Source organism: Streptococcus infantis, assembly GCF_047463315.1.
Lineage (GTDB): Bacteria > Bacillota > Bacilli > Lactobacillales > Streptococcaceae > Streptococcus > Streptococcus infantis_AB.
In genome coordinates this window covers 196,248-208,420 of sequence record NZ_JASHEB010000002.1, presented here as the reverse complement: position 1 = coordinate 208,420, position 12,173 = coordinate 196,248, and the positions used below count along the sequence as shown (strand labels likewise).

General features: G+C 40.9%; 14 protein-coding genes. 11 read left to right on the top strand and 3 right to left on the bottom strand.

Going from position 1 to position 12,173, the window contains the following annotated elements; all coding sequences use genetic code 11:
* Window positions 1-170 precede the first annotated feature (170 nt).
* Window positions 171-803 carry a DJ-1/PfpI family protein gene (locus QM857_RS03055; RefSeq protein ID WP_414275025.1) on the top strand — a complete coding sequence of 211 codons (633 nt, stop codon included), beginning with the start codon at window positions 171-173 and terminating at the stop codon, window positions 801-803.
* Window positions 804-961: 158 nt separating this feature from the next.
* The gene (dnaJ, locus tag QM857_RS03050; protein WP_049494154.1) at window positions 962-2,098 is read left to right on the top strand and encodes a molecular chaperone DnaJ; all 1,137 of its coding nucleotides are present in this window, start codon (window positions 962-964) and stop codon (window positions 2,096-2,098) included.
* Between the two features lie 67 nt (window positions 2,099-2,165).
* Here dnaJ and QM857_RS03045 read toward each other — a convergent pair whose 3' ends face one another.
* The 3 genes from QM857_RS03045 to QM857_RS03035 all read right to left on the bottom strand — a co-directional run bounded on the left by QM857_RS03045 (window position 2,166) and on the right by QM857_RS03035 (window position 3,586).
* Window positions 2,166-2,807, bottom strand: a complete 642-nt coding sequence (locus tag QM857_RS03045) for a hypothetical protein (RefSeq protein ID WP_049494155.1) — start codon at window positions 2,805-2,807, stop codon at window positions 2,166-2,168.
* Between the two features lie 71 nt (window positions 2,808-2,878).
* A complete protein-coding gene (locus tag QM857_RS03040) occupies window positions 2,879-3,166 on the bottom strand; it encodes a hypothetical protein (protein WP_414275024.1) in 288 nt (95 codons plus the stop codon).
* Window positions 3,167-3,175: 9 nt separating this feature from the next.
* Window positions 3,176-3,586, bottom strand: a complete 411-nt coding sequence (locus tag QM857_RS03035; RefSeq protein WP_414275023.1) for an HIT family protein — start codon at window positions 3,584-3,586, stop codon at window positions 3,176-3,178.
* A 67-nt stretch (window positions 3,587-3,653) separates the two neighbouring features.
* Between QM857_RS03035 and QM857_RS03030 the strand changes: the two genes are divergently transcribed.
* The 9 genes from QM857_RS03030 (at window position 3,654) to infB (ending at window position 12,056) form a co-directional block, all read left to right on the top strand.
* The gene (locus QM857_RS03030) at window positions 3,654-4,385 is read left to right on the top strand and encodes an ABC transporter ATP-binding protein (protein ID WP_414275022.1); all 732 of its coding nucleotides are present in this window, start codon (window positions 3,654-3,656) and stop codon (window positions 4,383-4,385) included.
* Window positions 4,382-5,431, top strand: a complete 1,050-nt coding sequence (locus QM857_RS03025) for an ABC transporter permease (protein WP_414275021.1) — start codon at window positions 4,382-4,384, stop codon at window positions 5,429-5,431. The genes QM857_RS03030 and QM857_RS03025 overlap by 4 nt, the downstream gene beginning before the upstream one ends.
* Window positions 5,432-5,478: 47 nt before the next feature.
* A complete protein-coding gene (gene ccrZ, locus QM857_RS03020; protein WP_414275020.1) occupies window positions 5,479-6,273 on the top strand; it encodes a cell cycle regulator CcrZ in 795 nt (264 codons plus the stop codon).
* Window positions 6,270-6,905, top strand: coding sequence for a tRNA (guanosine(46)-N7)-methyltransferase TrmB (gene trmB, locus QM857_RS03015; protein WP_414275019.1), 636 nt, complete (start codon window positions 6,270-6,272; stop codon window positions 6,903-6,905). The genes ccrZ and trmB overlap by 4 nt, the downstream gene beginning before the upstream one ends.
* 127 nt (window positions 6,906-7,032) lie before the next feature.
* Window positions 7,033-7,512 carry a ribosome maturation factor RimP gene (rimP, locus tag QM857_RS03010; protein ID WP_004251813.1) on the top strand — a complete coding sequence of 160 codons (480 nt, stop codon included), beginning with the start codon at window positions 7,033-7,035 and terminating at the stop codon, window positions 7,510-7,512.
* Window positions 7,513-7,554: 42 nt separating this feature from the next.
* A complete protein-coding gene (gene nusA / locus QM857_RS03005; protein WP_006147911.1) occupies window positions 7,555-8,691 on the top strand; it encodes a transcription termination factor NusA in 1,137 nt (378 codons plus the stop codon).
* Window positions 8,692-8,712: 21 nt separating this feature from the next.
* Complete coding sequence (rnpM, locus tag QM857_RS03000) at window positions 8,713-9,006, top strand: RNase P modulator RnpM (protein ID WP_096406104.1); 294 nt, start codon at window positions 8,713-8,715, stop codon at window positions 9,004-9,006.
* The gene (locus tag QM857_RS02995; protein ID WP_414275018.1) at window positions 8,999-9,298 is read left to right on the top strand and encodes a YlxQ-related RNA-binding protein; all 300 of its coding nucleotides are present in this window, start codon (window positions 8,999-9,001) and stop codon (window positions 9,296-9,298) included. Before rnpM ends, QM857_RS02995 begins: the two co-directional genes overlap by 8 nt.
* 16 nt (window positions 9,299-9,314) lie before the next feature.
* Window positions 9,315-12,056, top strand: coding sequence for a translation initiation factor IF-2 (gene infB, locus QM857_RS02990; RefSeq protein ID WP_414275017.1), 2,742 nt, complete (start codon window positions 9,315-9,317; stop codon window positions 12,054-12,056).
* Window positions 12,057-12,173: the final 117 nt, after the last annotated feature.

The following is a 12,173-nucleotide window of genomic DNA, read 5'->3' as shown; positions in this document are numbered from 1 at the left end:
CACAAAAGATGGCTTATCTTTTTTCGAAGTTTTTAGCCGAAACTCAATTCAGCCTTACTAGTTCAAAAACAAAGTATAACCGACTTTGCTTTAGAACGTCGTAATGATAGGAAGAAATCCAGAGGTTGCAACCCAGCCTCTGTTTTTCGGTAGAATAGAGGATGTTGCGTATGAAAAAAGTACTTTGTATCATTTATCCTAATTTTTCTCTGTATGAGATAACTGCTTTAACGAGTACTTTAGCTCTGTCTTTTGATATCACGATTGATTATGTAGCTTCTGAGCATTCGATGGTGGTCTCTGAGGATGGTTTGCCCTGTCAACCGACGAAAACATTGGATCAAATCCGTATAGAAGAGTATTCTTGTGTGATTTTGCCAGGAATGGTAAATATAGGTCCTGCTCTACAAGATGAGAAATTGATCTCGTTTTTGAGAAGTCTTGATGAGCGAGATATCCTAATTGCAGCCATTTCTTCAGCGCCTCTTTTATTAGCGAAAGCAGGTCTGTTGAAGGACACGAAATTCACAGGTGGAATTTGGCAAAACTTCTTTGACTATTTTGAATTTCTTCCACGCGAAAATTTCCAACCGAAAGTTCTTGTGCAAGATAAACAAATCATTACGGCTATCGGTTTTGCATATCAAGAGTTTGCAAGAAAAGTGATTCTAAGTTTAGGGCTGGCAGAGAATACGGACAACTATTTTAAAGAACAAAACGAGTATGCAGAAGAGGATTTGATATTTACTCTATCAGATGAAGAGTTTGATCAAGTGAAGCAAAGTATAGAAAACACCCTCTAAAGTTTTACATGAAAATTATAGAAAGGAACAAGTGTGTTCAGGAAATTGAACACGGGCTACGGACTGTGCCAAAAAGATAGTTTTTTCTAGGACGCAAGCGTCCGTCGTCAAAACTCCTAGATGGCTGTGTTCGTTTAACGCCCTTTGTATCTTGAATTATGAACAATACTGAATTTTATGACCGTTTGGGCGTTTCAAAGAATGCATCTCAAGATGAGATCAAGAAAGCCTATCGGAAATTATCTAAAAAATATCACCCAGATATCAACAAAGAACCTGGTGCTGAGGAAAAGTACAAGGAAGTTCAAGAAGCCTATGAGACTTTAAGTGACGAACAAAAGCGGGCAGCTTATGACCAATATGGTGCGGCTGGAGCCAACGGTGGCTTTGGTGGTGCAGGCGGTTTCGGTGGCTTCGATGGTGCAGGCGGTTTTGGTGGATTTGAAGATATCTTCTCAAGTTTTTTCGGCGGAGGTGGTTCTTCTCGCAATCCAAATGCTCCTCGTCAAGGTGATGACCTCCAGTATCGCGTCAATTTGACTTTTGAAGAGGCCATCTTTGGTACTGAAAAAGAAGTCAAATACAATCGTGAATCAAGCTGTCGTACTTGTAACGGATCAGGTGCTAAGCCTGGAACAAGTCCAGTTACTTGTGGACGCTGTCACGGTTCTGGTGTTATCAACGTCGATACTCAAACACCGCTTGGTATGATGCGTCGCCAAGTAACCTGTGATGTCTGTCATGGTCGCGGAAAAGAAATCAAAGATCCATGTACAACATGTCATGGAACAGGTCATGAAAAACAAGCCCACAGTGTCCATGTGAAAATTCCAGCAGGTGTCGAAACTGGTCAACAAATTCGTCTAGCTGGTCAAGGGGAGGCAGGCTTTAACGGTGGTCCTTATGGAGACTTGTATGTAGTAGTTTCTGTAGAAGCCAGCGATAAATTTGAACGTGAAGGAACAACTATTTTCTACAAGTTAAACCTCAATATCGTCCAAGCAACTCTTGGTGATACTGTCGATATCCCAACCGTTCACGGTGATGTTGAATTGGTGATTCCAGAGGGAACTCAAACCGGTAAACGATTCCGTCTACGTGGTAAGGGAGCTCCAAGTCTTCGTGGTGGTGCTGTTGGTGACCAATACGTGACGGTTAATGTCGTGACGCCTACAGGTTTGAACGAACGACAAAAAGCAGCCTTGAAAGAATTCGCAGCTGCAGGTGACTTGAAAGTCAATCCAAAGAAAAAAGGCTTCTTTGACCATATAAAAGATGCCTTTGAGGGTGAATAAAACAAAAGAGCCATAAGGCTCTTTTGTTTGTAGTTAGTATAGGAGAAAAGATTCTCTGACTGATCTGCTATTGATATTTTTGAATGAGCAAGCCGGCTGCATCCATTTCCTGGATGAGTTGCTTGAATTCCGCTTCTTTGCCAGGTTTCACGGTGACAGTGTCAATATGCTTAATCGCCGAATTATCCTGAATATCTACTAAGGTCAACGCTTTTTCATAGAATGCGACACCCTTTTTTAGGCTCTCCTGATCCTTCCAATATAGAATTGAGTAATTAGGATTTGGTTTCTTTCCGATTTCTTGTAAATAATTCCTACTTTCTTTCTCTAAAAATTGCAATAAGCCGTGATTGAACAAGTTATCCCCTACTTTATAGTAAGAAATATCTCCTGTCTGTAGGACATAGACTTTGAGTCGGTTTTTAGTGAGGTTTGGACTTTCTTTAAGGACGGGGTGGCTATTGATAACCTCGTCTGAGAAAGTCACATAAAAATCTAAGCCTCCTCCCTCATATTGATAACTTCCATTTGATTCTACTTTCTCAGGAGGCATGTCAAGGGAGATAAAGATTTGTTTTAAGGCTTCATTTCCTTCTCGGATGTCACTTGGTGAGGCCTTGAAAAGATTGGCCACAAGTAGAAATGCTAGGGTTACAAAAAGACAGAAGCAACCAGAAATAATCAAGATGACTTTTAAAAATGGTTTCATGTTTAGTCCCTCCCGAGCTGGTAATCCAAGATGGATTTAAGGGGATATAAGGAAAGTTGGATGCTTCTTTTTTAGTTTTCTTCAGTTTCTCGTAGTTCTTTTATCACAGCAAGTCTTGCTTGGAAGTCTTTCTCTAAGGCTTTAAATTTGTAAGTGAGGTCTTCTTGATACTCCTTGATGACTTCTTTTTGTTGATTGATAATTTGTAAGCTATTTTGGATAACATCTAAATCGCCTTTGATTGCTTCAACGCGATCAGTTGTATCTAAAACTTCTTCGGTGATAACTTCACGATTTTTAACGAGGAGGTAAGATCCGACTGCTGATCCAGCAAAAAGTAGTAAATTTGATAGTTTCATAGGAACTCCTTAAGCGTTTTTGATCGTTTCAGCGACTTGGGCAAGTTTGTCAAAGTCAGGTTCATGGGCAACAAAGTCAATTTTTAGGTCATCCTCGGCACCATAACGAGGAACGAGGTGGACATGGGTATGAAAAACGGTTTGTCCAGCGATTTCTTCACAGTTGGCGATGATATTCATACCCTTGGCTTTAGTAGCAGTCATGACTTTTTGTGCTACCAATGGAATCTTAGCAAAGAGTTGGCTAGCACTCGAAGCATCCATTTCTAAAAGATTGCGATAGTGTTCTTTAGGTACCACTAAGGTATGACCAGGTGTTACTTGAGAAATATCAAGAAAGGCAAGGACTTGCTCATCCTCATAAACCTTGGCTGCAGGGATTTCTCCTGCGATAATCTTACAAAAAATACAATCTGACATAAAAACCACCTCTAGTGTATTGAATTTTGATATAATATAGCTACATTATACCAGATTCGGAGAAAATATGTTAGAAATTAAAAATCTGACAGGAGGCTATGTTCATGTCCCTGTCTTGAAAGATGTGTCCTTTACAGTTGAGAGTGGACAGTTGGTAGGTTTGATAGGTTTGAATGGTGCGGGGAAATCTACGACTATCAATGAAATTATTGGTCTTTTGACGCCATATAGTGGGGAGATTAAGATTGACGGATTGGCTCTAGGAGAGGATGCTACGAGCTATCGCAAGAAGATTGGTTATATCCCTGAAACTCCTAGCTTGTATGAAGAATTGACTCTCAGAGAGCATATTGAGACAGTTGCTATGGCCTATGGTATCGAGCAAAATATCGCTTTTGAACGTGTAGAGCCGCTTTTAAAAATGTTCCGTTTGGATCAAAAATTGGATTGGTTTCCAGTTCATTTTTCCAAAGGGATGAAGCAAAAGGTTATGATTATCTGTGCCTTTGTCGTGGATCCTAGTCTCTTTATCGTAGATGAACCTTTCCTTGGTCTTGATCCTTTGGCGATTTCAGATTTGATTCAACTTCTAGAAGCGGAAAAGAAAAAAGGAAAGTCTATCCTTATGAGTACCCACGTTCTTGATTCTGCTGAAAAGATGTGTGACTCTTTTGTCATTCTTCACAAAGGTCAAGTAAGAGCCAAAGGAAATCTCCAACAACTCCGAGAAGCCTTTGATATGCCAGAAGCAAGCCTCAATGATATCTATTTGGCTCTGACCAAAGAGGAGGAGCTATGAAGGACTTGTTTTTAAAACGAAAGCAGGAATTTCGCAAGGAATGCTTGGGCTATCTTCGTTATGTGCTCAATGATCATTTTGTCTTATTTTTGTTGGTGTTGTTAGGATTTTTGGCCTACCAGTACAACCAGTTGCTCCAACACTTTCCTGAGAATCATTTCCCAATCCTAATTTTGATTGGGATGATGTCTATTTTACTTTTGCTTTGGGGTGGTATTGCGACCTATCTAGAAGCACCTGACAAACTATTTCTTTTAGTTGCTGAAGAAGAAGTGAGAGAACACATCCAGAAGCAAAGTCTGATTTCTTTCATCTTTTGGGTCAGTGTACAGACTCTCTTTTTGCTCCTGTTTGCGCCTTTATTCTTAGCCATGGACCTTGGTTTGCCGATTTTTGGAGTCTACCTCCTTGTCTTGGGGATAGTAAAATATGTGATTTTTCGCCAAAAGTCTAGCAACTTTTTCCTTGGAAATGGACTTGACTGGGATTATGTCATTGCACAAGAAAGTAAACGTAAGCAGTTCTTGCTTCGATTCTTTGCCCTCTTTACACAGGTCAAGGGGATTTCAAATAGTGTTAAGCGCCGAGCTTATCTGGACTTTATCCTCAAGGGAGTTCAGAAAGTGCCAGGAAAAATCTGGCAGAACCTCTATCTTCGTTCCTATCTGAGAAATGGAGATTTATTCGCCCTTAGTCTGCGACTCATAATCCTATCTTTGACCGCTCTCATCTTCATTGAGCAAGCTTGGATTGCAGTCGCAATTGTAATTTTATTCAATTATCTTTTGTTATTCCAGCTTCTAGCCCTCTATCATGCCTTTGACTATCAATATTTGACGCAATTATTCCCAGTAGGTAAGGGGCAAAAAGAGAAAGGCTTGAAGGAAATTTTGAGAGCAATTGGAATATTTGTCTTAATCTTGGAAAGTCTCATAGGATTGCTTGTTTTTAAGGACAAAATTCTTGTTCTAGCACTTGTGGGAGCAAGTCTTGTCTTGCAATTTCTTTATTTGCCATATCAACTGAGAAGATTGGTTGACGAATAGCATAAAAATTAGTAGAATAATAAGGAAACTTTATTCGGAGGAAAGAAATGGACTTGGGTGATATTGAGCTAACGCTAACCCCGATATCTGGGAAGAGCGGAAAAGCTTATATGGGAAGTTATCCTGATGGAAAACGTGTTTTTATAAAAATGAATACTTCTCCAATCCTGCCTGGTTTAGCTAGAGAGCAAATTGCGCCGCAATTGCTCTGGAGCCGTCGTTTGCCAGACGGTCGTGATATGTCTGCTCAGGAATGGTTGACAGGAAAAATTTTGATGCCAAGCGATATGAACCGTAAACAAATTATCGATATTTTGACACGTTTACACTGTTCACGTCCCTTAATGACCCAGTTGACACGATTGGGATATGCAATGGAAACACCTTTGGATTTACTTCAGTCATGGGTAAACAAGGCTCCGGATGCTTTAAGAAACAACCAGTATCTACGTATGGTTTTAGGTGATTTACGTGAGAATCTTCCTGGGTTTAGAGAAGATTATGCAACTATAGTCCATGGGGATGTCCGTCATAGCAACTGGTTTGAGACAGAGAGTGGCTTGATTTATTTAGTAGATTGGGATTCCGTTCGCTTGACTGATCGTATGTTTGATGTGGCCTATCTGCTTTGTCACTATATTCCAGAGTATCAGTGGCAAGAATGGCTAACTAATTATGGCTATAAGTATAATCAAACTGTCTTGAATAAGTTATATTGGTATGCTCAACTGTCATTTTTGAGCCTCATTACCAAATACTATGAAAATCAAGATTTGGATAATGTAAATCGGGAAATCTATGCTTTGCGTAGCTTCCGAGATAAGTATGGAAAGAAAAAATGAGAGTTAGAAATCGTAAAGGAGCAACAGAACTGTTAGAAGCTAATCCGCAGTATGTTGTCTTAAACCCCGCAGAAGCTAAAGGAAAGTGGCGAGATTTGTTTGGCAATGACAATCCAATCCATGTAGAGGTTGGTAGTGGCAAAGGTGCTTTCGTAACAGGAATGGCCAAACAAAATCCTGGCATCAACTATATCGGGATTGATATTCAAAAGTCTGTATTAAGCTATGCTTTAGACAAGGTCTTAGAAGTTGGAGTTCCCAACATCAAACTTTTATGGGTTGATGGTTCAGAATTGACCAATTATTTTGAAGATGGTGAAATTGACCGCTTGTATTTGAATTTTTCGGATCCTTGGCCTAAAAAACGTCATGAAAAACGTCGTTTGACCTATAAGAACTTCTTGGATACTTTCAAACGAATCTTGCCTGAACACGGTGAAATTCATTTCAAGACAGATAATCGTGGCTTGTTTGAATATAGCTTAGTGAGCTTTTCACAATATGGCATGAAACTCAATGGTGTTTGGTTAGATTTACATGCCAGCGACTTTGAAGGAAATGTCATGACTGAGTATGAGCAAAAGTTTTCAAGCAAGGGTCAAGTCATTTACAGAGTTGAAGCAGAATTTTAAGAAAAAGCTTGAAGTCAGGCTACTTGAGTGCTTATGCTTTACATTATTACTAAAAAGTGCTATACTTAATAACAAGAATATAAGAAAGAGAGGCGGGGAGATATCTTCGCCTCTTGCTTATGAGGAGGTGGACGCAATCGCAACTATCGTTGAATTAGTCAGAGAAGTCGTAGAACCTGTTATTGAAGCTCCTTTTGAACTCGTAGATATCGAGTACGGAAAGATTGGCAGTGACATGATTCTTAGTATTTTTGTAGACAAGCCTGAAGGAATCACCTTGAATGATACGGCAGACTTGACTGAAATTATCAGTCCTGTCCTGGATACTATCAAGCCGGATCCCTTCCCAGAACAATATTTCCTAGAAATTACAAGTCCAGGATTGGAGCGCCCTTTGAAAACCAAGGAAGCAGTCGCTGGAGCTGTTGGGAAATACATCCATGTCGGGCTCTACCAAGCCATCGACAAGCAAAAGGTTTTTGAAGGAACCTTGTTGTCCTTTGAAGAGGATGAGTTGACAATGGAATATATGGATAAAACGCGCAAGAAAACAGTCCAAATTCCATATAACTTAGTATCAAAAGCACGTTTAGCAGTAAAATTATAGAAAAGAAAGGATAGCTTTTGAGAATTCAAAAGTAAAAAGAACATGAGTAAAGAAATGCTAGAGGCCTTCCGCATTTTGGAAGAAGACAAGGGAATCAAGAAAGAAGATATCATCGATGCAGTCGTAGAATCACTTCGCTCTGCTTACCGTAGACGCTATGGTCAATCAGACAGCGTAGCTATCGACTTCAACGAAAAAACAGGTGACTTTACAGTCTACACAGTTCGAGAAGTTGTTGATGAAGTATTTGATAGCCGTTTGGAAATCAGTTTAAAAGATGCCCTTGCTATTAATTCAGCCTATGAGCTTGGTGACAAAATCAAATTTGAAGAAGCACCAGGAGAGTTTGGTCGTGTAGCAGCCCAATCTGCTAAACAAACCATCATGGAAAAAATGCGTAAGCAAACACGTGCCATTACCTACAATACTTACAAAGAGCATGAACAAGAAATCATGTCAGGTACAGTTGAACGTTTTGATAACCGCTTCATTTATGTCAACCTTGGTAGTATCGAAGCACAGCTGTCAAAACAAGACCAAATTCCTGGAGAAGTGTTTGCTTCCCATGATCGTATCGAAGTTTATGTCTACAAAGTGGAAGACAACCCTCGTGGAGTTAACGTTTTTGTAAGTCGTAGCCACCCAGAGATGATCAAACGTTTGATGGAACAAGAGATTCCAGAAGTATATGATGGAACTGTTGAAATCATGAGCGTAGCCCGTGAAGCAGGTGACCGTACGAAAGTTGCTGTTCGTAGCCACAATCCTAACGTGGATGCTATCGGAACAATCGTTGGACGTGGTGGTGCAAACATCAAGAAAATTACCAGCAAATTCCACCCAGCTCGCTACGATGCTAAGAGCGACCGCATGGTACCTGTAGAAGAAAACATCGACGTTATCGAGTGGGTAGCAGATCCAGCTGAGTTTATTTACAATGCCATTGCTCCTGCCGAAGTTGACCAAGTTATCTTTGATGAAAATGATAGCAAACGTGCCTTGGTGGTTGTGCCAGATAACAAACTATCTCTTGCTATCGGTCGTCGTGGACAAAATGTTCGCTTGGCAGCACATTTGACTGGTTACCGTATCGATATCAAGTCTGCAAGTGAATTTGAAGCTATGGAAGAAGCAGGTCAAGTGGATTACGCTGAAACAGACGAATTGACTGAAGAATAAGATCTGCAAGAGGAGGGAAAGATGAAAACAAGAAAAATCCCTTTGCGCAAGTCTGTTGTTTCCAACGATGTGATTGACAAGCGAGATTTACTTCGTATTGTCAAGAACAAAGAAGGGCAGGTCTTTATCGACCCTACAGGCAAGGCTAATGGCCGGGGCGCTTATATCAAGCTAGACAATGCAGAAGCCCTAGAGGCTAAAAAGAAAAAAGTCTTTAACCGTAGCTTTAATATGGAAGTTGAAGAAAGCTTTTATGACGAGTTGATCGCCTATGTTGATCACAAAGTAAAAAGAAGAGAGTTAGGACTTGAATAAGCAAAAAGTAAGTAATCTCTTGGGATTGGCTCAGCGAGCAGGGAAAATCATCTCGGGTGAAGAAATGGTTGTCAAAGCCATTCAAGACCGGAAAGTTAAATTGGTATTTCTAGCTCATGATGCTAGCTCAAATCTAACCAAGAAGATTCAGGATAAAAGCCACTATTATCAAGTAGAAGTTATTACCGTGTTTTCAACACTGGAATTAAGCATAGCAGTCGGAAAATCAAGAAAAATTTTGGCTGTAACAGATGCTGGATTTACAAAGAAAATGAGGTCTCTTATGGAATAGAAGAGGAGGACATGATTTGTCTAAGAAAAGATTGTACGAAATCGCAAAAGAACTTGGAAAAGAAAGTAAGGAAGTTGTCGCGCGTGCAAAAGAGCTGGGCTTGGAAGTGAAAAACCATGCATCAAGCGTAGAGGCTGCTGCTGCTGAAAAAATTGTAGCCAGCTTTAAGCCTGCTACTCCAAAAACAGAAGCAAAACCTGTAGCACCAAAAGCAAATGAAGCGAAGGTAGAAAGTAAACCAACTACGCCAGCAACTCCTAAGGAAGAAAAAGTTGTAGCTGCAAGACCGCAGAGTCGAAACTTTAAGGCGGAACGTGAAGCGCGTGCCAAAGAGCAAGCGGAACGACGCAAGCAAAACAAAGGTAACAACCGCGATCAACAACAAAACGGTAACCGTCAAAAGAACGATAACCGTAATGGTGGGAAACCTGGTCAAGGGAACCGTGACAATCGTCGTTTTAACGACCAAGGGAAGAAACCACAAGGCCAAGGGAATCGTGGTAATGATTATCGCCAACAAGCTGATAATCGTCCCAACCAAGCTGGTCCTCGTATTGACTTTAAAGCTCGAGCAGCAGCTCTGAAGGCTGAGCAAAATGCAGAATACGCACGCTCAAGCGAGGAACGCTTCAAACAGTCTCAAGTTGCCAAAGAAGCCTTGGCTCAAGCTAATAAACGCAAGGAGCCAGAGGAAATCTTTGAGGAAGCTGCTAAACTAGCTGAACAAACTCAGCCTGTAGTTGAAGTAGCTCCTGTAGCCAAAGAGGCTGTAGTGGATACACGTCGTAAAAAGCAAGCTCGACCAGACAAAGATCGTGATGATTACGATCATGAGGAAGATGGTCCTAGAAAACAACAAAAGAATCGAAGTAGTCAGAATCAAGTGAGAAATCAAAGAAATAGTAACTGGAATAACAATAAGAAAAATAAAAAAGGCAATAAACAAAATAACCGTAATCAGGCTCCAAAACCTATTACAGAGCGTAAATTCCATGAATTGCCAACAGAATTTGAATATACAGATGGTATGACTGTTGCGGAAATCGCAAAACGTATCAAACGTGAACCAGCTGAGATTGTTAAGAAACTATTTATGATGGGCGTTATGGCCACTCAAAACCAATCTTTGGATGGAGAAACAATCGAACTCCTCATGGTTGATTATGGAATTGAAGCTAAGCAAAAGGTAGAAGTGGACAATGCGGATATCGAACGTTTCTTCGTAGAAGATGGATATCTAAATGAAGACAAGTTGGTTGAACGTCCACCAGTTGTAACTATCATGGGACACGTTGACCATGGTAAAACAACCCTTTTGGATACCCTACGTAATTCTCGTGTCGCTACAGGAGAAGCAGGTGGTATCACTCAGCATATTGGTGCCTACCAGATTGAGGAAAATGGCAAGAAGATTACCTTCCTTGATACACCAGGACACGCGGCCTTTACTTCTATGCGTGCACGTGGTGCCTCTGTTACCGATATTACGATCTTGGTCGTAGCGGCAGATGACGGGGTTATGCCTCAAACTATCGAAGCCATCAACCACTCAAAAGCAGCTAATGTTCCAATCATCGTTGCTATTAACAAGATTGATAAACCAGGTGCCAACCCAGAACGTGTAATCGGCGAATTGGCTGAACACGGTGTTATGTCAACAGCTTGGGGTGGAGATTCTGAGTTTGTAGAAATCTCAGCTAAATTCAACCAAAATATCGATGAACTCTTGGAAACTGTTCTTCTTGTAGCTGAAATCCAAGAACTCAAAGCAGACCCAACAGTTCGCGCCATCGGTACTGTTATCGAAGCACGTTTAGATAAAGGAAAAGGTGCGGTTGCAACCCTTCTTGTTCAACAAGGTACCTTGAATGTTCAAGACCCAATCGTTGTTGGTAATACTTTCGGACGTGTCCGTGCCATGACTAATGACCTTGGACGTCGTGTTAAGGTTGCAGGACCATCAACACCAGTATCTATTACAGGTTTGAACGAAGCACCGATGGCGGGTGATCACTTTGCTGTATACGAAGATGAAAAATCTGCTCGTGCAGCTGGTGAAGAACGTGCCAAACGTGCTCTTATGAAACAACGTCAAGCTACACAGCGTGTAAGTCTTGAAAACCTCTTTGATACTCTTAAAGCTGGTGAACTTAAGTCTGTTAACGTCATCATCAAAGCCGACGTACAAGGTTCAGTTGAAGCCCTTTCTGCCTCACTACAAAAGATTGATGTGGAAGGTGTAAAAGTTACCATCGTCCACTCAGCAGTTGGTGCTATCAACGAATCTGACGTGACTCTTGCCGAAGCTTCAAATGCCTTTATCGTAGGTTTCAACGTACGTCCTACACCACAAGCCCGCCAACAAGCAGAAGCAGACGATGTAGAAATCCGTCTCCACAGCATTATCTACAAGGTTATCGAAGAGATGGAAGAAGCCATGAAAGGTATGCTTGATCCAGAATTTGAAGAAAAAGTTATCGGTGAAGCAATTATCCGTGAAACCTTCAAAGTGTCTAAAGTTGGAACAATCGGTGGGTTTATGGTTACTAGCGGTAAAGTTACCCGTGACTCTAAAGTCCGTGTTATTCGTGACGGTGTCGTTATTTACGATGGTGAACTTGCAAGCTTGAAACACTATAAAGATGACGTCAAAGAAGTTACAAACGGCCGTGAAGGTGGTCTCATGATTGATGGTTACAATGATATCAAGATGGATGATGTGATTGAGGCCTATATCATGGAAGAAATCAAACGATAATAGAGAAACGATAGCCGATTTGACTCGTCGTCAACAGCGCCTTGATGAACCCGTAGTTCTATCTAAGGCTTGTTTCCTAGATTCAAATGGCTATAGTTCCTCTATCTACTAGACAAA

Bases quoted from the DNA above. Each gene is read 5' to 3' on its own strand.
- QM857_RS03055 (WP_414275025.1), top strand. From the start codon at position 171: ATGAAAAAAGTACTTTGTATCATTTATCCTAATTTTTCTCTGTATGAG.
- dnaJ (WP_049494154.1), top strand. From the start codon at position 962: ATGAACAATACTGAATTTTATGACCGTTTGGGCGTTTCAAAGAATGCA.
- QM857_RS03045 (WP_049494155.1), bottom strand. From the start codon at position 2,807: ATGAAACCATTTTTAAAAGTCATCTTGATTATTTCTGGTTGCTTCTGT.
- QM857_RS03040 (WP_414275024.1), bottom strand. From the start codon at position 3,166: ATGAAACTATCAAATTTACTACTTTTTGCTGGATCAGCAGTCGGATCT.
- QM857_RS03035 (WP_414275023.1), bottom strand. From the start codon at position 3,586: ATGTCAGATTGTATTTTTTGTAAGATTATCGCAGGAGAAATCCCTGCA.
- QM857_RS03030 (WP_414275022.1), top strand. From the start codon at position 3,654: ATGTTAGAAATTAAAAATCTGACAGGAGGCTATGTTCATGTCCCTGTC.
- QM857_RS03025 (WP_414275021.1), top strand. From the start codon at position 4,382: ATGAAGGACTTGTTTTTAAAACGAAAGCAGGAATTTCGCAAGGAATGC.
- ccrZ (WP_414275020.1), top strand. From the start codon at position 5,479: ATGGACTTGGGTGATATTGAGCTAACGCTAACCCCGATATCTGGGAAG.
- trmB (WP_414275019.1), top strand. From the start codon at position 6,270: ATGAGAGTTAGAAATCGTAAAGGAGCAACAGAACTGTTAGAAGCTAAT.
- nusA (WP_006147911.1), top strand. From the start codon at position 7,555: ATGAGTAAAGAAATGCTAGAGGCCTTCCGCATTTTGGAAGAAGACAAG.
- rnpM (WP_096406104.1), top strand. From the start codon at position 8,713: ATGAAAACAAGAAAAATCCCTTTGCGCAAGTCTGTTGTTTCCAACGAT.